This is a genomic window from Actinomadura graeca, assembly GCF_019175365.1.
GTDB lineage: Bacteria > Actinomycetota > Actinomycetes > Streptosporangiales > Streptosporangiaceae > Spirillospora > Spirillospora graeca.
In genome coordinates, this window is sequence record NZ_CP059572.1 from 7,638,500 (window position 1) to 7,657,228 (window position 18,729).

General features: G+C 74.2%; 16 protein-coding genes. 7 read left to right on the forward strand and 9 right to left on the reverse strand.

The features are described from left to right. Positions 1 to 72 precede the first annotated feature (72 nt). Both AGRA3207_RS34000 and thiI read left to right on the forward strand, forming a co-directional pair. Positions 73 to 1,098, forward strand: a complete 1,026-nt coding sequence (locus tag AGRA3207_RS34000; RefSeq protein WP_231331255.1) for a 6-phosphofructokinase — start codon at positions 73 to 75, stop codon at positions 1,096 to 1,098. A 103-nt stretch (positions 1,099 to 1,201) separates the two neighbouring features. Then, a complete protein-coding gene (gene thiI, locus AGRA3207_RS34005) occupies positions 1,202 to 2,431 on the forward strand; it encodes a tRNA uracil 4-sulfurtransferase ThiI (protein WP_231331256.1) in 1,230 nt (409 codons plus the stop codon). A gap of 248 nt (positions 2,432 to 2,679) precedes the next feature. On the opposite strand, the gene AGRA3207_RS34010 is transcribed toward thiI, so the two are convergent. The 3 genes from AGRA3207_RS34010 to aroF all read right to left on the reverse strand — a co-directional run bounded on the left by AGRA3207_RS34010 (position 2,680) and on the right by aroF (position 6,028). Continuing rightward, on the reverse strand, positions 2,680 to 3,582 hold the full coding sequence (locus tag AGRA3207_RS34010; RefSeq protein ID WP_231331257.1) for a DUF5954 family protein: 903 nt from the start codon (positions 3,580 to 3,582) through the stop codon (positions 2,680 to 2,682). A 41-nt stretch (positions 3,583 to 3,623) separates the two neighbouring features. Beyond that, complete coding sequence (locus AGRA3207_RS34015; protein ID WP_231331259.1) at positions 3,624 to 4,670, reverse strand: DMT family transporter; 1,047 nt, start codon at positions 4,668 to 4,670, stop codon at positions 3,624 to 3,626. 293 nt (positions 4,671 to 4,963) lie between these two features. Then, positions 4,964 to 6,028 (reverse strand): 3-deoxy-7-phosphoheptulonate synthase, encoded by a 1,065-nt coding sequence (aroF, locus tag AGRA3207_RS34020; RefSeq protein ID WP_231331260.1) that lies wholly within the window; start codon positions 6,026 to 6,028, stop codon positions 4,964 to 4,966. A gap of 267 nt (positions 6,029 to 6,295) precedes the next feature. Between aroF and AGRA3207_RS34025 the strand changes: the two genes are divergently transcribed. From AGRA3207_RS34025 to AGRA3207_RS34045, 5 genes are all read left to right on the forward strand, one after another. Then, entirely contained in the window at positions 6,296 to 6,919 is a 624-nt protein-coding gene (locus AGRA3207_RS34025) for a molybdopterin-dependent oxidoreductase (protein WP_231331262.1), read from the forward strand. Positions 6,920 to 7,000: 81 nt separating this feature from the next. Then, positions 7,001 to 8,443 carry a histidine kinase gene (locus AGRA3207_RS34030; RefSeq protein WP_231331263.1) on the forward strand — a complete coding sequence of 481 codons (1,443 nt, stop codon included), beginning with the start codon at positions 7,001 to 7,003 and terminating at the stop codon, positions 8,441 to 8,443. Between the two features lie 75 nt (positions 8,444 to 8,518). Further along, positions 8,519 to 9,340: a LytR/AlgR family response regulator transcription factor gene (locus AGRA3207_RS34035; protein WP_231331265.1), complete on the forward strand. Its 822-nt coding sequence runs from the start codon at positions 8,519 to 8,521 to the stop codon at positions 9,338 to 9,340. Continuing rightward, positions 9,333 to 9,839 (forward strand): hypothetical protein, encoded by a 507-nt coding sequence (locus tag AGRA3207_RS34040; protein WP_231331267.1) that lies wholly within the window; start codon positions 9,333 to 9,335, stop codon positions 9,837 to 9,839. The genes AGRA3207_RS34035 and AGRA3207_RS34040 overlap by 8 nt, the downstream gene beginning before the upstream one ends. 5 nt (positions 9,840 to 9,844) lie before the next feature. After that, a complete protein-coding gene (locus tag AGRA3207_RS34045) occupies positions 9,845 to 11,551 on the forward strand; it encodes a sodium:solute symporter family transporter (protein ID WP_231336480.1) in 1,707 nt (568 codons plus the stop codon). An 866-nt stretch (positions 11,552 to 12,417) separates the two neighbouring features. On the opposite strand, the gene AGRA3207_RS34050 is transcribed toward AGRA3207_RS34045, so the two are convergent. The 6 genes from AGRA3207_RS34050 to thiO form a co-directional block, all read right to left on the reverse strand. Then, entirely contained in the window at positions 12,418 to 13,272 is an 855-nt protein-coding gene (locus tag AGRA3207_RS34050) for a deoxyribonuclease IV (protein ID WP_231331269.1), read from the reverse strand. A gap of 12 nt (positions 13,273 to 13,284) precedes the next feature. Continuing rightward, entirely contained in the window at positions 13,285 to 15,201 is a 1,917-nt protein-coding gene (pknB, locus tag AGRA3207_RS34055; protein ID WP_231331271.1) for a Stk1 family PASTA domain-containing Ser/Thr kinase, read from the reverse strand. 77 nt (positions 15,202 to 15,278) lie between these two features. Next, positions 15,279 to 16,247 carry a DMT family transporter gene (locus AGRA3207_RS34060; RefSeq protein WP_231331272.1) on the reverse strand — a complete coding sequence of 323 codons (969 nt, stop codon included), beginning with the start codon at positions 16,245 to 16,247 and terminating at the stop codon, positions 15,279 to 15,281. Positions 16,248 to 16,413: 166 nt separating this feature from the next. Then, positions 16,414 to 17,136, reverse strand: coding sequence for a thiazole synthase (locus AGRA3207_RS34065; protein WP_231336481.1), 723 nt, complete (start codon positions 17,134 to 17,136; stop codon positions 16,414 to 16,416). Positions 17,137 to 17,221: 85 nt separating this feature from the next. After that, complete coding sequence (gene thiS, locus AGRA3207_RS34070) at positions 17,222 to 17,422, reverse strand: sulfur carrier protein ThiS (RefSeq protein ID WP_231331273.1); 201 nt, start codon at positions 17,420 to 17,422, stop codon at positions 17,222 to 17,224. After that, positions 17,419 to 18,567 (reverse strand): glycine oxidase ThiO, encoded by a 1,149-nt coding sequence (thiO, locus tag AGRA3207_RS34075; protein ID WP_420830824.1) that lies wholly within the window; start codon positions 18,565 to 18,567, stop codon positions 17,419 to 17,421. The genes thiS and thiO overlap by 4 nt, the downstream gene beginning before the upstream one ends. Positions 18,568 to 18,729: the final 162 nt, after the last annotated feature.

Here is an 18,729-nt window from a genome sequence, read left to right on the forward strand (position 1 = left end):
TGGGGCCATGTGGGGGCCACTAGTCTGGCCGTGGAGCGAGGGAGGAGCCCGGTGGCGGGAGAGGGAGACGGCATGCGCGTCGGAGTGCTGACCGGCGGCGGGGACTGCCCGGGACTGAACGCGGTGATCCGCGCGGTCGTCCGGAAGGGCGTGCAGGTCTTCGGCTATGAGTTCGTGGGGTTCCGGGCCGGCTGGCGCGGCCCCCTCGAAGGCGACACCGTGCCCCTGGACGTGCAGGCCGTCCGGGGCATCCTGCCGCGCGGCGGAACGATCCTGGGCTCGTCCAGGACGAACCCCGTCAAGGTCGAGGGCGGCGTCGAGCGGATCAAGGACAACCTGGCCGGGCTCGGCGTGGACGCGCTGATCGCCATCGGCGGCGAGGACACCCTGGGCGTCGCGCGCGAGCTGTACGCCGGCGGCGTGAACGTCGTCGGCGTGCCGAAGACGATCGACAACGACCTCGACGCCACCGACTACACCTTCGGCTTCGACACCGCGGTCAACATCGGCATGGAGGCGGTCGACCGGCTGCACACCACCGCCGAGAGCCACCACCGCGCGCTGATCTGCGAGGTCATGGGACGGCACGCGGGCTGGATCGCGCTGCACGTCGGGATGGCCGCGGGCGCCAACGTCATCCTCATCCCCGAGCGCCCGTTCGACATCGACAAGGTCTGCCAGTACGTCGAGAGCCGCTTCAAGACCCGCTACGCGCCGATCATCGTGGTGTCCGAGGGCGCCCACCCGATCGACGGGCAGATGGAGCTCCAGACCGGCGAGCGGGACGCGTTCGGCCACGTCCGCCTCGGCGGCATCGGCCAGAACCTCGCCGACGAGATCGAGAAGCGCACCGGCAAGGAGGCCCGCGCCACCGTCCTCGGGCACATCCAGCGCGGCGGCACCCCGACCGCGTTCGACCGAGTCCTCGCCACCCGCTTCGGCCTGCAGGCGATCGACGCCGTCCGCGACGGCGACTACGGCAAGATGGTCGCCCTCCAGGGCACCGGCATCGTCCGGGTCGGCCTCGACGAGGCGACCAAGCAGCTGAAGACCGTCCCGCTGGAGCGCTACTCCGAGTCCGAGGTCTTCTTCGGCTGACGCCCCCTCCCGGCGGGAACAGGGATTCACGGTCGCGGCGTTGCTCTGTCTGGGCCACACTAGAGACCCGCCCCGGTTCCGGTTCCCGCCAGGAGGATCACGCATGACCACGCTCGACACCGCGCCCGCGGGCGTCCGGGAGACGCCGGTCGACGGCGAGCCGTGCGTGCTGCTCAAGCTGGGCGAGGTCGTCCTCAAGGGCAAGAACCGCGAGCTGTTCGAAAGGCGCCTCGCCGACAACGTCCGCCTCGCCTGCCGTCCCATCGCCCGGGTGGACGTGATCAGGCGGCACGGCGTGTTCATCGTCCGCAGGCAGGACGCCGACCTCGCGACCATGGACCGGATCGCGCAGCGGATCACCGACGTCATGGGCATCGTGTGGGCGCACCGCGCCTGGCGCGTCGGCAAGGACCTCGCCAGCGTCGAGCGCGCCGCCCTGGAGCTGATGGACGGCCGCACGGGCACGTTCGCGGTGCGGTCCAAGCGCCGCGACAAGCGGTTCCCGATGACCTCCACCGAGCTGGACCGCCACATCGGCGCGCTCGTCGCCGCCCGGTACGGGCAGCCGGTGCGGCTCAAGGCCCCCGACCACACCCTGTCGATCGAGGTCGACCGGGACGAGGTGTTCGTGTTCTCCGGCGGGCTCCCCGGCCAGGGCGGCCTCCCGGTCGGCATGAGCGGCCGCGCGCTGGTGCTGATGTCGGGCGGCATCGACTCGCCCGTCGCCGCGTACCGGATGATGCGCCGCGGCCTGCGCGTCGACTACCTGCACTTCTCCGGCATGCCGTTCACCGGCCCCGAGTCGATCTACAAGGCGTACGCGCTGGTCCGCGAGCTGGACAAGTTCCAGGGCGGCTCCCGGCTGTTCGTCGTCCCGTTCGGCAAGGCCCAGCAGCAGATCAAGTCGTCCGGCGCCGACCGCCTCGCGGTGATCGCGCAGCGCCGGCTGATGCTGCGCACCGGCGAGGTCCTCGCCCGCCGCCTGCGCGGCGCCGCGCTGATCACCGGTGACGCGCTCGGCCAGGTCTCCAGCCAGACCCTCACCAACATCACCGCGCTGGACGACGCGGTGGAGCTGCCGATCCTGCGCCCCCTCGTCGGCATGGACAAGGTCGAGATCATGGACCAGGCCCGCCGGATCCGGACCCTGACGATCTCCGAGCTGCCCGACGAGGACTGCTGCACGCTGCTGGCGCCCCGCCGCGCCGAGACCAAGGCCAAGATCGACGATCTCCGGCAGATCGAGAAGCGCCTCGACGTCGGGGAGCTGGCCGACCAGCTGGCCGCCTCCGTCCAGGAACACCGCCCCGTCTACGGCGACACGTCCACCTGACCCGTCCTCCGGCGCGCAAGGTCCGCGCGTCGCCACGCATTCCTGTCACTCGACCCCAGGCGCCACGCGGGCGCGCTACCAGCCCGGCGGGGGCGAAGCCGGAGGCGAGCCCCCACCGGGCTGATCGCGAAGCGATGACGCGCCCGCCCAAGCACGGTCAAAGGGCGAGCCGCCAGGCGAGTCCTTTGGGCCGGGGTTGCAGTGAACACAGCCGCCAGGCGAGTCCTTTGGGCCGGGGTTGCAATTAATTAATACGAGTCGAAGTCGTCGGGGCGCGGGGGTTCGGGGCCGTCCGGGCCCATCAGGGTGATGCGTTCGATGCGGACGATCCGGAAGCGGCGGCCGACGACCTCGATGCCGTTGCGGCGGGTCTCGTCGGCCATCAGGTCCGCCGCCTCGGCGTAGGCGGCGGAGTCGACGGTGCCGGGCTGCTCCACCGCGGGCACCACGTGGCGGAAGTAGGTGACCAGCGCCGCGCGGGCCTGGCGCGGCGTCTCGTGCAGGCGGCCGACCGGGCGCCACCGGCCGCCGGTGCGCTCGGCGACGGTGAACGCGGGTGCCAGCGCGAGCGGGGTGAGGAACGCGCCGGACGGCTCGTTGCCCGTCGCGGCGGCCGCGTCCAGCACCTGGCACAGCAGCTCGGCGGTGGTGAGGTCGGCGGCGGGCCGGTCCTCGGGGAGCAGGTCGTACGGGCGGGACGGGACGGGCCGCCGGTCACCGGGCGGCGGGTCCAGGTCGGTGGGGCGCGGTGGTTCGGGGCCGTCCGGGCCGGTGCGGACGAGCTGCTCGATCCGGACGACGCGGAAGCGGCCGCCGGGCACGGTCACGGCGTCGGCGGGCTCGTCCCGCAGGGCGGCCGCCGCCTCCCGCAGCTCGTCGCCGGACGGGCCGCCGGTGAGGGCCGCCCGGTCGTCCAGGTGGTCGGCGAGCAGCTCCCGGGCGCCCTGTGGCAGCGGGTCGCAGGGGCAGACGACCTGCCAGCCGCCGGGCACGTGCTCGGCGGCGGTGAACAGCGGCCCGACGACGACGAGCTCGGGGTAGGCGGCGATGGAGCGGCAGGCGTCCGCCAGCATCACCGCGGCGACCGGGTCGACGCCGTCGAGGTCGTCCGGGAAGAGCCGCCCTCCGGCGTCCCCATCGCCCATAGTCATGCGGGACATCATCCTCGCCACGGCCCCGTCTGGCGAGTGGTTCAGACCAATTTGTTACGGCCGCGTACGCGTTTCCAGGGGGCTCCGGCAGGCAGGACGAGCACGAGGAGACTCGCGGCCAGCAAAGCCAGCCCGCCGAGCGCGACGGCGCCGAGATGCTCGCCCAGGACGGCCGTCCCGAGGACCGCGGCGACGGCGGGCTCGGCCAGCGTCAGCGTCGTCGCCGTGGTGGCCGGGGTACTGCGCAGGCCGCGCGCGAACAGCATGTAACCGCCGCCCGTCGTCACCGTCCCCAGGTAGAGCGCGATGAGCGCGCCGGGCCAGGTCAGCAGCCATCCGGGCGGTGAGGTGAGCAGGACGGGGAGCAGCATCAGCGCCGCCGTCGCGAACATGGCGCCGGCGACGGCGCGCTCGTCCTCGCCGCGGGTGATGAGGGCGGACGCCACGGTCGCGTACACGGCGTAGGACAGGCCCGCCAGCAGGGCCAGCGCGACGCCGCCCGGCTCGATCCCGGCGTCCCGCCCGCCACCGATGAGCGCGGCGCATCCGGCGACGGCGCCGCCGGTCGCGAGCGCCCAGCGCCCGGACGGCGCCGCGCGCCGCGTCACGGCGCCGATCAGGCCGGTGAAGGCGGGGGCGCCGCCGATCGTGACGACGGTCCCGGCCGCGACTCCGGTGCGGGCGGCGGCCACGAAGAACGCCGTCTGGTACACCGCGACGGCGGCGGCGCCGAGCCCGACCGCGGGCCAGGACCGCCGGTCGCGGAGGAGACGGCGCAGCCCCGCGCCACGGCGGAGGCCGCCGCGGCGGGTGAGCGTGGCGAAGGCGAGCAGGACCAGCGCGCCGAGGACGATGCGGACCGCCCCGACCGAGACGCTGGACGCCCCGGTGGCGAGCGTCCGGACGGTTCCGGTCGTCCCCCACAGGGACGCGGCCACGAGGATGTCGGTGCTGCCGCCGCCCGGCGGCCCGCGCCGGACGGCCGCGGAAGGCTCCTGCTGGATGTGTCCGGAAGTGTGCGGCTCGGGGGTGTGCCGGCTGGAGGTGTGCTGCCTGGACGTGCGGTGCCTAGACGTGCGCGCTGACACGAGGGGACGCTCCTGGGCTCGAACCGGGAAGGGAGGATCCGGATTCGGGGCGCAGGAGAGGGCGGGCCGGGCGCGTGATCACACGCCGGGCCCCGCGGGTTCTCGGAGGGTGGTGTCGCCGCGCCCCGTCAGGAGCGGGGCGGGCCGCAGTCCGAGGTCCAGTACGCCATGGCGCCGACGATACCAGCCGCCGTCGGCGCCGACCTGCGGCGCGCGGGCCCCGGAACGGCGGCCGGCGTGACGGCCGGAGCGGCACCGGGGCGGGCGGTGCAGGTCAGCGCGCGGGCGTCGGGTCAGGCGGTGGCGCCTCCGGGAGCCTGGGCGAGGGCGTCGCCGCGGGCCTCGGTGAGGGAGCGGCCGACGAGCGGGGGCAGCTCGCGGACGACCTTGGCCAGCTCGCGCAGGTCGCCGTCCACGAGGGCCTGCGGGCCGTCGCACAGGGCGGTCTCGGGGTGCGGGTGCACGTCGATGATCACGCCGTCGGCGCCGACCGCGATCGCGGCGCGGGTCAGCGGCAGGACCAGGTCGCGGCTGCCGCCCGAGTGGGACGGGTCCACGATCACCGGCAGGTGCGACAGGCGCTGGGCGACCGGGACCGCGGAGATGTCCAGGGTGTTGCGGGTCGCCCGCTCGAACGTGCGGATGCCCCGCTCGCACAGCACGATGTCGAGGTTGCCGCGCTGGGCGACGTACTCGGCGGCCATCAGCCACTCCTCGATGGTGCCGTTCATGCCGCGCTTGAGCATGACGGGCCTGCCGGACTCGCCGGCGGCCTGGAGCAGCGCGAAGTTCTGCGCGTTGCGGGTGCCGATCTGCAGCATGTCCGCGTAGGACGCGACGAGCTCGACGTCCGCGGCGTCCACCACCTCGGTGACGATCGGCATCCCCGTCTCGGCCCGCACGTCCGCGAGGATGCGCAGCCCCGCCTCGCCGAGCCCCTGGAAGGCGTACGGGGACGTCCTGGGCTTGAACGCGCCGCCGCGCAGCAGGGTCGCGCCGGCGGCCTTCGCCATCTCCGCGGCGCCGAGCGTCTGCTCGGGCGTCTCCACGGCGCAGGGCCCGGCGATCAGCGTCATGGTCCCGGCGCCGATGGGGACGCCGCCGACCCGCACCACCGACCGCTCGGCGTGGTTCTCGCGGCTCACGAGCTTGTAGGGCACCGAGATGCGCACGACGTCGCTGACGCCCCGCATCGCGCGCAGGTTGAGCGCGTCGAACCGCTGGACGTCGCCGACGAGCCCGACGATGGTCCTCTCCACCCCGCGGCTGACGAACGCGTCGCCCCCCGCCGTCTCGACCAGTGAGACGACGGCCCGGATATCCGCTTCGCTGGCCTCGGGGGCCATGACGACGACCATTGGTGTGCTGCCTCTCCTCGTGACACGGGCCCCGCGGTCCCGCGACCGTGCCCTGGAACGACGAAAGCCCCGGGCCAGTCCGGCCCGGGGCTTGTCGCCTTGTGGTCTGTCAGCGCAACGTCTGGCAGACCAGCCGCCCGGGCTGGTCGAACCAAAAGAAATACACGACGTCGCGCACGGGGTCAGCGTAGCCGATGCGGCGGGAGCGCCGGACGCGCGGGGGCCGAATATGGCTCAGCTCACGCCGGATGGCAGGATGGCCGCGTCATGTCCCCACCCGAGCAGCCCACACCGCAGCCGCGGGACCTCCCGCCCGGCCAGTACGTCCCCCGGGGCTGGCCGGTCCTCCACTACGGGCCAGTGCCGAAGTTCCGCCCCGGTGACTGGGACTTCCGGGTCTTCGGGGCCACCGAGTCGGGCGGCCAGTACCGGTGGAGCTGGGAGGAGTTCGACGCCCTGCCCAAGGCCGGCGCCGTCGCGGACTTCCACTGCGTCACCAAGTTCACGATCCCCGACAACGAGTGGCTGGGCGTTCCCGGCACGGCGATCGTGGAGCTGGCGCCGCCCGCCCCGGACGTCACGCACGTGATGGTCTGGGCCGAGTACGGCTACAGCGCCAACATCCGGATGACCGACTTCCTCGCCGAGGGGACGATGTTCGCCACGCACCGCGACGGCGAGCGGCTCAGCCCCGACCACGGGTTCCCGACCCGCATCGTCGTCCCGCACCTGTACGCGTGGAAGAGCGTCAAGTGGGTCCGCGGCGTGGAGTACCTGGTGAAGGACCGCCGGGGCTTCTGGGAGGAGCGCGGCTACCACAACGTCGCCGACCCGTGGCACGAGCAGCGCTACTCCTACCAGGAGGACGCGGGGGAGTTCCCGCCCGCCTGACCCCGGCGTGGCCCATCCGAGACCTTCGTATCTGGGCAACGGACGGACCTGACGGCGAGACAGCCGTTACCGTGAGTTGTCATGGTCCTACCGTCCGTTGTGGACGTCTTGGCGTGCGCCTCCGCCGCCGGAGCCGCCGCCGGTGCCTGCGCGCTGCGCCGCTGGTTCCCGGCCCTGCGCCGGGGCCCCGGCGCCACGGTCGACGAGGCGCGGTTCGCGGCCCTGCACACGATGGCGCGCGCCTCCCCTCCGCTGCGCGCCGGGCTGAGCCGGGACTCGGCCCGCAGATCCGCCCGGCACCTGCGGTCACTGCTCGGCGCCGAGGCGGTCGCCCTGATCGCCGTCCGGCCGCCCTCCGACGACGACGCGGGCGACGACCATCCCGACCACCCCGATCATTTCGGTCACTCCGGCCATGCAGGACATCCCGGTGAGCGCGGCGACGCCCTCGCCGCCGCCCGCGCCGGACGCTCGGGGCCCGGGCGCGCCGTCGCCGGCCCCGCCCCCGACCGCAGGCTGCTCGCCTGGGACGGCGCGGGCGGCGACCGGCACGGCGGCGACGCCGTCCGGCACGCCCTCCCGGTCCTCGCCTCCGGCCGCCCCCGCGTGGTCGTCCCCGAGGCGCTGTCGTGCGACGACCCCCGCTGCCGGATCCGCGTCGTGATGATCGCCCCGCTGACCGTCGAGGGACGTGTGGAGGGCGCGCTCGCCGCGTACTGGCCGGGTCCCTCCACCGCCCGCGTCAAGGCCGTCGGGGAGGCCGCCCGCTGGGTGACCGGGCAGCTGGAGCTGGCCGAGCTCGACGCGTCCCGCATCCGCCTCGCCGAGGCAGAAATGCGGGCGCTGCGCGCCCAGATCTCCCCCCACTTCGTCTACAACTCCCTCACCACCATCGCCTCGTTCGTCCGGACCGACCCCGAGCGGGCGCGGGCGCTGCTGCTCGACTTCGCCGACTTCGCCCGCTACTCCTTCCGCAACCCCCGCGACTTCACCACGCTCGCCGACGAGCTGCGCTCCATCGACCGCTACCTGCTGTTGGAGCGGGCCAGGTTCGGCGAGCGGCTGCGGTTCAGCGTGGAGGTCTCACCCGAGGTGCTGCCGGTCGCGGTCCCGTTCCTGGCGCTCCAGCCGCTCGTCGAGAACGCCATCCGGCACGGCATGCAGGGCGCGGCCGGCGCGTTCCACATCTCGATCGTGGCCCGCGACTCCGGCGCCGAGGCCGCCATCAGCGTCGAGGACGACGGCGCAGGCATGGACCCGGAACGGCTCCAGCAGATCCTCTCCGCGCCGCCCGGCAGGTCCCGCCCACCCGGCCGCGGCGGCGCGTCCTCCGGCCGCCGCGGGTACGCCCCGGGGGCCGAGTCCGGAGGCGACGGCGCCGGGATCGGCCTCGCCAACGTCGACGAGCGGATGCGCCAGGTCTACGGGGACGAGTACGGGCTGACCGTCGAAACCGCGCCGGGCGCCGGGACGAAGGTGAATCTGCGTGTCCCGAAGTACCGGCCCGGAGTATTTCCGGGCTGACGACCGGCGCGCGACACGCCACTCACATTTCGAAACCGATTGCGGACAGACGGTAATCGCGGCAAAGTCGCCCCTATGCTTCGCGTCCTGGCCGTCGACGATGAACGCCCCGCCCTGGAGGAGCTCACCTACCTGCTCCGCAAGGACCCGCGGATCGGGCGGGTCTGCGGGGCGGGGGAGGCCGCGTCGGCGCTGCGCGACCTCAGCCGGATGCTCGTGGCGGGCGACCGCCTCGACGCGGTCTTCCTCGACATCAGGATGCCGGGGCTGGACGGGCTGGACTTCACCCGCCTGCTCACCGGCTTCGCCGCGCCGCCGCAGGTGGTGTTCGTGACCGCGCACGACGACTGCGCCGTCACCGCCTACGAGCTCGGCGCCCTGGACTACCTGCTCAAGCCCGTCCGGCCCGAGCGGCTCGCCGAGGCCGTCCGCCGGGTCGCCGAGGCCGTCGGCCGCGCCGGGCCGCCGGGCGAGGACGGCCGCGCCGACGACGAGATGATCCCCGTGGAGCTCGGCGGCCGCACCCGGCTCGTCTCCCGCCGCGCCGTCACCCACGTGGAGGCCCAGGGCGACTACGTCCGGCTGCACACCGCCGACGGCGGCTACCTGGTCCGGATGCCGCTGACCGCGCTGACCAAGCGGTGGGAGGCCGCCGGGTTCATCCGCATCCACCGCAGCACCCTCGTCGCGTCCGCGCACATCACCGAGCTGCACTTCGACGGCGGCCGGGCGGCCGTCCAGATCGGCGACGAGCTGCTCCCGGTGAGCCGCCGCCACACCCGGGAGGTCCGCGACCTGCTGATCCGCAAGTTCCACCATCCCGCCGAGGACCGGCCCGGGGACCTGCCCGAGGACGCGGAGGGCCCCGGGGACCCCGAGGACGGCCCCCATGACTGACGAGCGCCGCGCCGCCGTCTCCGGCCCGTCCGCCCGCGCCCGGGTCCTGCGCGCCCAGGCCGCGGCGCCCGCCCCCGCCCCGGACACCGCGCCGGACACCGGGCCTTCCGCCTCCGGCTCCGACCCGGCGGGAGGCGAGCCGTCCGGCACCGACCCGCCCGATCCGGCAGGCCCGTCCCGGCCCGTCCCGCCCGGCGGGTCCGACGGCCCCGGCGGCGGGTGGCACGGCACCGGGCCCGCCCAGGCGCGGGCGCTCATCCGCACCCAGTTGCGGACGGCCCTCACCACGGGCGCCGCCGTCCTGGCCGTCGTGACCGGCCTGCCGGCGCTGCTGGCCCTCGCCCCGGCGCTCGGGCGGCTGCGGATGTGCGGCGTCCCCGTCGTCTGGCTCGTCCTCGCCTTCGGCGTCCAGCCGCTGTGGGCCGCGGCGTCCGTGCTGCACCTGCGGCGCGCCGAGCGGGCCGAACGGGACCTCACGGGGCCGGCGGGCCCTTCGTGACCGTGATGGCCGTGGCGGCCGCCCTCGGCGCCCTTGCCGCGGTGCTGGGCCTCACGGCCGTCCTCGGTCGCCCCGGCCGCCGCACCGGCGCGCCGGGCTCCGAGCTGATCGCCGCCTCCCGCGGCGTCACCCCCTGGTGGAACGCCTCGGCGATCAGCGGCGAGTACCTCTCCGCCGCCGCCTACCTCGGCACGGCCGGGCTCGTCCTGGCCTACGGCGCCGACATGCTGTGGCTGCCCGTCGGCGCCACCGCCGGGTACGTCCTGCTGCTGGCCTTCGTCACCGCCCCGCTGCGCAGGTCCGGCGCCTACACGATCTCCGACTTCGCCGAATGGCGGCTCGGGTCCCGGTGCGTCCGGCGGATCGTCACCGGCTGCGTCTGCTTCATCGGCTGGTTCTACCTCCTGCCGCAGTTCCAGGGCGCCGGCGTGACGCTGCGCGTGCTGACGGGCGCGCCCGGCTGGGCGGGCTGGGTCCTCGTCGTCGTGGCGGCGCTGGCCGTGGTCGTGTCCGGGGGGATGCGCAGCATCACCGCCGTCCAGGCCGTCCAGTTCTGGGTGAAGCTCGCCGCGGTGGCCGTCCCCGCCGTGGCGCTGCTCGCCCTGTGGCGCCTGGACGGAGGCGACCCCGCGAGCGGCGACGTCCCGCACTTCTCCCGCGACACCCGCGTCCTCGTCGGCGACCGCCTCGCCGTGTCCGTCCCCGCCGACACCGTCGTCGCCGCGCGGGGACCCGTGGACGGCACCCGCCACGACGGCGGACCGCTACGGCTGCCCGCAGGGCCCCACACCATCGGCCCCGGCACGAACGTGGTCTTCCCTTCCGGCGCGCCCGTCCCGCACGCCCGGCAGCTGCCCGTCCAGGACGGGGCCACCTGGGCGATGCCGATCGGACGCAGCGAGGGCCACGGCCTCTACAGCGGCTACTCGGCGATGCTGGGCGTCCTCCTCGGCACCATGGGACTGCCGCACATCCTGATGCGCTTCTACACCAACACCTCCGGCAGCACCGCCCGCCGAACCGCCGCGCTCGTCCCCGGCCTCCTCGCGCTGTTCTACGTCTTCCCCGTCCTGTACGGGACGCTCGGACGCATCTACACGCCCGAACTGCTCCTGACCGGCGACCTCGACGCGACGATCCTGCTGCTCCCGCGGCGCATGGTCCCCGGCGCCGCCGGGGCGCTGCTCACCGGGTTCGTCGCCGCGGGCGCGTTCGCCGCGTTCATCTCCACCTCCTGCGGGATCGTCGTCGCCATCGCCGGGACGCTGTCCCAGTGCGCCCGTCGCCGCACCGGGATCACCGCGTTCCGCATCGGGGTGGTCTTCGCGCTGGCCGCGCCGCTGCCGCTCCTCCCGCGCGTCGGCCCGCAGGGCGCCGCGACCCTCGTCACGATGGCGCTGTGCGTCTCCGCCTGCTCCCTCTGCCCGCTGCTCGTCCTCGGCATCTGGTGGCGCGGCCTGACCGCCTCCGGCGCCGCCGCGGGCCTCCTGCTCGGCGGCGGCCTGTCCGTCGCCGCGGGCGTGGCCCGGCTGTTCTGCGGCCCCTGGACGGGCTGGCCCGCGGCCCTCCTCGCGCACCCGGCCATGGTCCTCGCCCCCCTCTCCTTCACCACCATGGCCGCCGTCTCCCTGCTGACCCGCCACCGCACCCCCCGCTGGGCCGACCGGGCGCTGGCCCGCCTCCACCTCCCCGAAGATGTGCAGGCCCGATGACGGCCCCCGCCGGACGTGCCGGAGCCCGCCGCCACCCCCGCCCACCGAGAGTGGACCGTTCCCGTCCGCTCGCCCTGACCGCTCGTCGCCCACCTCCGACCACTCGTCGCGCGACCACGCTACGTACATCTCCCGCTACGTACCGCTCATCGAGCCCCGCGTTTTCCGCCTCCCGATCGGTGGCACCAGACCCCTAGTGTTCTCAGTGGCACCAGACGCACCACCGCCACCGGAGGACGGGCACGGGCACACCACCCGCCGCCCCGCACCTCCCACAAGAGCAAATCCGGAGATCCGGCGCACGCAAGTGGAACGCCGGATCGTGAGTCGCTGGATCCCGTACCGGGGGGGTGGGATCCGGTGACCTGTGGCTCGGGCGTCGCTGAACAGTCGGGGGGTTGTTCAGCGACGTCCGAGTCTTGTTTATTGCTTTTCTTAAGGTCGTCGGGCCTTGGGGGCCCGACGACCTTAAGAAAAGCGGCGATCGCTGCATCGCTTCGACTCGCCCTAGAGGGCTCGCTGCGCGATCAGATCCTTGCTTCGCTCGGATCTGCCTTCGGACGCGATCGCACGCCCCCCACCCCCAGCCTCACCAACAACCCAAATATGCACCGGTTGTGCGTAAGCCCCCCGTCCTACTCACCGCCTTTGAGTTCGTACGCGTGGGGGAGTGTGGCTCAGCGGTCACGCGGGCGCGTTACCAGGCCGGTGGGGGCGAAGCCGGAGGCGAGCCCCCACCGGGCTGATCGCGAAGCGATGCCGCGCCCGCCCAAGCATGGTCAAAGGGCGAGCCGCCAGGCGAGTCCTTTGGGCCGGGGTTGCAGTGAACACAGCCGCCAGGCGAGTCCTTCTGGGCCGGGATTGCATTAAATACGATCTCTTAGGCGCTTCAGGGTGGTGATGTCCTTGGCGTGCGGCTCGGGGGCGCGGCCTGGGGTCTCGATGATGAAGGGGACGCCCGCGGCGGCGGGGTGGCGGAAGAGGTCGGCGAACGGGGGTTCGCCTATCCGGCCGGCGCCGATGTTCTCGTGGCGGTCCTTGGCGGAGGCGCAGGGGTCCTTGGAGTCGTTGGCGTGGACGAGCTTGAGGCGGCCCTCGCCGACGGTGGCGACCAGGGCGTCGAGGGTCTCCTTGACGCCGCCGGGGGCGGCCAGGTCGTGTCCCGCGGCGAAGGCGTGGCAGGTGTCGAAGCAGACGCCGAGCTTCGGGTGGTGTTCGAGCCTGTCGAAGAACGGGCCAAGGTCCTGGACCTTGGCGCAGAGCATGGCGCCCTGGCCGGCCATGGGTTCGAGGAGCAGGTCCGGGCCGTCCTCGGGGATCTCCTCCAGGAGGGGGAGGACGTGCTCGTGGATCTGCGCCATGGCGTCGTCGTAGGGGCGGCCGACGGCGGAGCCGGTGTGGACGACGACGCCGAGGGCGCCGACGGCGCGGCCGCGGGTCAGGGAGTGGCGGACGGTCGCGAGCGACCTGGCGAGGGTGTCCTCGCTGGGGGAGCCGAAGTTCACCAGGTACGGGGCGTGCACGTAGACGGGGACGTCGGTGCGGTCCCGCAGCGCGGCGTCCTCGGCGGGCCTGCCCTCGGGCAGCGCCCACCCGCGGGGGTTGGCCACGAACACCTGGACCGCCTCGGCGCCGATCTCGGCTGCGTACTTCAGGCCACCGGTGGCGAGGCCGCCGGCCACCGGGACGTGCGCGCCGACAGGGTTCTTCGGTGAGGTCATAGGCGGTTAAGCCTACGGGCCCCGGACGAGCGTGATGGTCGAGCCCCGCGGCGCCTGTCCGCTGCTGGGGTTCTGGAAGCGGACCTTGCCGCCGAAGCCCGCCACGGTGACCTTGAACCCGGAGTCCTCCAGGGCGGCCCTGGCGTCGTCCACGGCCCGGCCGGTCATGTCGGGGACGGGGATGTTCCGGGTCGCGCCGCCGTCGTCGTCGCAGCCGAACTGGAAGGGGCCCGCGTCCACGATGCAGTCGCGCTTGTTGACCACGATCGTGACCTTGTCGCCGCGGGACACGCCGGTGCCCTCGGACGGGTCCTGGCTGATCACCGTGTCGGCCGGCCTGCCGTCGACCTTGCGCTTCTCGACCTTGACCTCCAGGCCCATGGACCGGAGCTGGTTGGCGGCGGCGTCGCCGCCGGTGCCGATGAGGCCCGGCATGGACATGCCGCTGCTGACGACGATGTCGACGGGCTCGTCCGGCGACCGCCGCTCGCCGGCGGGCGGGTCGGTGCCGATGACGCGGTCCTTGGCGACGGTCTGCGAGGTGCTGGTGCTGGTCTGGCCGAGGGTGAAGCCCTTGTCGCGGAGGGTGCGCCTCGCCTCGTCCAGCGGCTTGCCCTCGACGTCGGGCACCTCGCGGGGGGTGCGGCCGCGGGAGGGCGTCAGCGTGACGGTCTCGCCCTTGGCGACGCGGGCGCCGGCCGGCGGGTCGGACCGGGCCACCTCGCCCTTGCGGACGCGGTCGCTGTAGACGGCCTTGGCGACGCGGACGTCCAGCCCGCCGTCGCGCAGCGCGGAGCGGGCGTCCTCCAGCCGCATCCCGATGATCTTCTCGGGGACGTGGTCGTACTGGCCGGACGTCTGGTACCAGACGGCCCAGCCGAAGATCACCGCGACGACCACGCCGACGGCGACGAGGGCGTAGCGGCCGGTGGCGGCGCCGGCGGCGCGGTCGGCCCGGGTCCGCGCGGGCGCCATCTCGCGCGGGAGCGTGCCCGCGTCGAGGACGGCGGTGTGCGGCGGCGCCGCGGACTCCATGACGGCGGTGGTGCCGGCCGCCTCGGCGGCGCGCCGGTCGAAGTCGCGGGGGAGGCCGTTGAACGCCTCGGCGACCTCGGCGAGGAACTGGCCGGCGTCCCTCGGGCGGCGCCGGGGATCGTGGCTCGTGGCGTCGGTGACCAGGTCGTCGACCGCCTGGGGGATGCCGGGGGCGACGCTGGACGGCGGGGGGACGACCTCGTTGACGTGCTTGTAGGCGACGGCGAGCGCGGTGTCGGCCTGGTGGGGCAGCCGCCCGGTGACCAGCTCGAACAGCATGACGCCCGCGGCGTAGACGTCCGAGCGGACGTCGGCGGTGCCGGACACGACCTGCTCGGGCGCCAGGTACCCGACCGTGCCGATGATCACGCCGGTCTTGGTGAGCTTGCTCGCCGATTCGGCGCGGGCGAGGCCGAAGTCGGCGACCTTGACCTGGCCGTCCTCGTTGATGAGCACGTTCTCGGGCTTGACGTCGCGGTGCACGAGACCGGCGCGGTGCGCGGCGCCGAGGGCCGCCAGCACCGGCTGCATGATCTCCAGGGCGGCGCGGGGGCCGAGCCTGCCGACGGCGGTCAGCGTGTCGCGCAGCGTAGCGCCCTCGACGTACTCCATGACGAGGAAGACGTGCTCGCCGTCGGTGCGCTGGTCGTAGACGGCGACGACGTTGGGGTGGGAGAGCGCCGCCGCGGCCTTGGCCTCGCCGATGAAGCGGGCGACGAAGTCCTCGTCCGCGGCCAGCGCCGAGTGCATCACCTTGATCGCGACGATGCGGTCGAGCCTGATGTCGCGCGCCACGTACACGGTGGCCATGCCGCCGCGCGCGATCCGGGACTCAATGCGGTAGCGCCCGTCGAGCACCCGCCCGACGAGGAGATCTGCAACCGTCGTGTCCATCAGAGCGAGTTTAGGCCGTGATCGGCGCGGATCTCATCACTCGCGAGTATGAGCATGAATTCGCCTTGGGGCGGAGGTCAGCGGGCCGCGGCGCCCGCGTGGCCGGGGGCGGCCGGAGCCGGATCGGCGCCGCCGCGGCCCTGGCGGCGCCTGCTGCGGGACACGGCGACGCCGGCGAGGCAGAGGACGCCGCCCGCGAGGGTGACGAGCCCGGGGACCTCTCCGAGGAACAGCCACGACATCACCACGACCAGCGCCGGGGCGGCGTAGGTGGTGGCGCCCATCTTCCCCGCGGACGTGCGGGCCAGCGCGTACCCCCAGGTGGTGAACGCCAGCGCGGTCGGGAAGACGCCGAGGTAGACCATGTTGAGCGTCGCGGACGCCGAGGCGTCCCCGGCCTGCGTGACGAGCTGCCCGGCGAACGGCAGGCAGGCGAGGGCGCCGATCGCGCAGCCGAACGTGGTGAACTGCAGCGCCGAGGCGTGCCGCAGGGCGGGTTTCTGGCTGACGACGCCCGCCGCGTAGGTGACGGCGGCGACCAGGCACAGCAGGACGCCGCCGACCGAGGCGCGGCCCTCACCGGACATCGACAGGCCGACGACGGCGGCGCCGGTGAACGACACGGCCATGCCGGCGAGCAGCCGGGGCGCGAAGCCCTCCTTGAGGAGCCAGCCGCCGAGGAGCGCGATGAGGATCGGCCCTATGTTGACGACGAGTGCGGCGGTGCCGGCGTCGACGAGCTGCTCGCCCCAGTTCAGGGCGACCATGTACGCGCCGAACCACAGCAGCCCGGCGGTGACGATGCCGGGCCAGGCCCCGCGCGCGGGCAGGCCCTCGCGCCGGAGGAGGCAGATCACGCCGAGCACGGCCGTCCCGGCGAGCATGCGGCCGAGCGCGAGGGCGCCGGGGCCGTAGTCGTCCCCGGCGCTGCGGATGGCGACGAACGCCGACGCCCAGAGCACGACGGTGACGGTGGCGGCGGCGACCGCGAGCCTGTCGACGCGCGGCGGGGCGGCCGCGGCCGGTGCGGCGTCCGGTTGATCCATGTCCTGCACCTTAGGTCGGGGACGTTTCCATCAACACCGAAGTACGGCGCGCCGTTGCGGCGGCGCCTGCCCGGGGTGGACGGCCCCAGTCTGGGTGTCCCGACTGTTCAGGTCCAGCGACTATTTCTTCAGGTGATCTTTTAGTTCCGCTACATCCGGGGTGGGGTCAGCCGCCCGTGGCGAGGCCCTCGAACGGGGAGGACGCCTGGGCGAGGCGGCGCCTGGGGATGCGGCCGGCCGTCCGGGCGAGCCGTCCGGCCTCGACGGCGTGCCGCATGGCGGCGGCCATCCGGGCGGGGGACTGGGCGCGGGTCACGGCGGTGGCGAGGAGCACCGCGTCGCAGCCCAGCTCCATGGCCAGGGCGGCGTCGCTGGCGGTGCCGAGGCCCGCGTCCAGGATGACCGGGACGCCCGCGCGTTCGACGATCAGCTCGATGTTGTGCGGGTTGCGGATGCCGAGCCCGGAGCCGATCGGGGAGCCGAGCGGCATCACCGCGGCGCACCCGATCTGCTCCAGCCGGCGCGCGAGGACGGGGTCGTCGCTGGTGTACGGCAGGACGGTGAAGCCGTCGTCGACGAGCTGCTCGGCGGCCTCGGCCAGCTCGATCGGGTCGGGCAGCAGCGTGTGCTCGTCGGCGATCACCTCCAGCTTCACCCAGGAGGTGCCGAGCGCCTCCCGGGCGAGCTTGGCGGTGAGGACCGCCTCGCCGGCGGTGAAGCAGCCCGCGGTGTTGGGCAGCACCCGGATGCCGCACTCCTTCAGCACGTCCAGCACCGAGCCGCGGGCGGACGGGTCGACGCGGCGCATCGCGACCGTGGTCAGCTCCGTCCCGGAGGCGGTGAGCGCCTCGCGCAGGACGCGCATGCTGGGCGCGCCGCCGGTGCCCATGATCAGGCGGGATCCGAGCTCCTCGCCCGCGATGACCAGCGGGCCGGTGCCGCCGGCCCCCGCATCGGTGTCCGTGGCGTTCACATCAGCCTCCCTGCACGGCGGTGAGGACCTCAAGGCGGTCGGACTCGCGCAGCGGCGTGTCGTCCCACGCCGACCGCCGGACGACCTCGTCGTTGAGCGCGGCGGCCACCCCCGACCCGGCCGCGGTGACGGACGCGACGGCCTCGGCCACGCTGGTGCCGTCGGGCACCTCGCGCGGCTCGCCGTTGACCATGATCTTCATGAGCGCACCTCGGTGGGGAAGCGGTCGGGGGTGAAGGGGGCGGCGACCTCGGGGACGGGCCCGTCCAGCAGCATCGCGGCGAGGATGTCGGCGCTCACCGGGGCGAGCAGGACGCCGTTGCGGAAGTGGCCGGTGCCGAGGAGGAACCCCGGCAGCGCCGTGGGCCCCATGACGGGGGCGTTGTCGGGCGAGCCGGGCCGCAGGCCCGCCGAGACCTCGGTAAACTCCAGCTCGGTGATGCCGGGCAGCAGTTCGCGGGCGTCGCGCAGCAGTTCCCACAGCCCCCCGGCCGTCACGCGGGTGTCGAAGCCCATCTCCTCCTGGGTCGCGCCGACGACGACCTCGCCGTCGGTGCGCGGGACCAGGTAGACCGACGATCCGCGCACCAGGCCGCGGGTGGAGCGCCGCAGGAACGGCACCGGCGTCCGCAGCCGGATGACCTGGCCCTTCACGGGGCGGACGGGTGGGACGATCCCGTCCGGCAGGCCCTCGACGTCGCCGGACCAGGCCCCCGCCGCCAGCAGAACCTTGTCGGCGCGGATCCGCGTCCCGTCGTCGAGCCGCACCCCGGCGGCCGCGTCGGCCTCGACGAGGACGCCCGCGGCGCGCCGCCGCACGAGCCGCACGCCGAGGCCCTCGGCCGCCGCGAGCAGCGCGCGGGTCAGGCGGCGCGGATCGATCGAGCCGTCCTCGGGGGCGAGCAGGCCGCCGCGCACCCCGGGCGCGAGCATCGGCTCGTGCTCGCGGCACTGCCGTCCGGTGAGCGCCTCGGTCGGGATGCCGAGGCCCTCCTGGAAACGCCGCAGGTCGTCGAGGTAGCCGAGGTCGCCGGAGTCGAACGCGACCTCCAGGATGCCGTCGGTGCGGTGGCCGGTGCCGAGCCCGGTGGCCTCCTCCAGCTCGGCGACGAACGGGCCGTAGCGCTCCCGGGACGCCAGCCCGAGCCGCAGCAGCGGCTCCTCCCCGTAGGTCAGCTCGCTGACGGGGGTGAGCATCCCCGCCGCGACCGCCGAGGCCCCGCCCGCCGGCCGGGGGTCGACCAGCGTGACGGCGGCGCCGCCCGCGGCCGCCCGCCAGGCGGTGGCGAGCCCGATGACCCCGGCCCCGATGATGACGATCTCCACGCGCGCTCCCTTCGCCGGCATGATCCGGATCAGGTCGTGGCGGTCGGCGGCCCGTTCAGCCGCCCTCTCAGCCCGGTCGCACCGGACTCCCGCGCCTTTGCCCCTCCACTGTACGACCCCCGCGATGTACGCAGTTGTCCGGACACCTCGTCGTTCGTCCCCTTAGGTCGCTTCGTTAGGGTG

Coding starts and splice junctions, on each gene's coding strand:
- AGRA3207_RS34030 (WP_231331263.1), top strand. CDS start 7,001: ATGGTCCTACCGTCCGTTGTGGACGTCTTGGCGTGCGCCTCCGCCGCC.
- aroF (WP_231331260.1), bottom strand. CDS start 6,028: ATGGTCGTCGTCATGGCCCCCGAGGCCAGCGAAGCGGATATCCGGGCC.
- AGRA3207_RS34060 (WP_231331272.1), bottom strand. CDS start 16,247: ATGGATCAACCGGACGCCGCACCGGCCGCGGCCGCCCCGCCGCGCGTC.
- thiO (WP_420830824.1), bottom strand. CDS start 18,567: ATGCCGGCGAAGGGAGCGCGCGTGGAGATCGTCATCATCGGGGCCGGG.
- AGRA3207_RS34045 (WP_231336480.1), top strand. CDS start 9,845: ATGGCCGTGGCGGCCGCCCTCGGCGCCCTTGCCGCGGTGCTGGGCCTC.
- AGRA3207_RS34040 (WP_231331267.1), top strand. CDS start 9,333: ATGACTGACGAGCGCCGCGCCGCCGTCTCCGGCCCGTCCGCCCGCGCC.
- AGRA3207_RS34065 (WP_231336481.1), bottom strand. CDS start 17,136: ATGGGCACCGGCGGCGCGCCCAGCATGCGCGTCCTGCGCGAGGCGCTC.
- pknB (WP_231331271.1), bottom strand. CDS start 15,201: ATGGACACGACGGTTGCAGATCTCCTCGTCGGGCGGGTGCTCGACGGG.
- AGRA3207_RS34000 (WP_231331255.1), top strand. CDS start 73: ATGCGCGTCGGAGTGCTGACCGGCGGCGGGGACTGCCCGGGACTGAAC.
- AGRA3207_RS34010 (WP_231331257.1), bottom strand. CDS start 3,582: ATGACTATGGGCGATGGGGACGCCGGAGGGCGGCTCTTCCCGGACGAC.
- AGRA3207_RS34035 (WP_231331265.1), top strand. CDS start 8,519: ATGCTTCGCGTCCTGGCCGTCGACGATGAACGCCCCGCCCTGGAGGAG.
- thiI (WP_231331256.1), top strand. CDS start 1,202: ATGACCACGCTCGACACCGCGCCCGCGGGCGTCCGGGAGACGCCGGTC.
- AGRA3207_RS34050 (WP_231331269.1), bottom strand. CDS start 13,272: ATGACCTCACCGAAGAACCCTGTCGGCGCGCACGTCCCGGTGGCCGGC.
- AGRA3207_RS34025 (WP_231331262.1), top strand. CDS start 6,296: ATGTCCCCACCCGAGCAGCCCACACCGCAGCCGCGGGACCTCCCGCCC.
- thiS (WP_231331273.1), bottom strand. CDS start 17,422: ATGAAGATCATGGTCAACGGCGAGCCGCGCGAGGTGCCCGACGGCACC.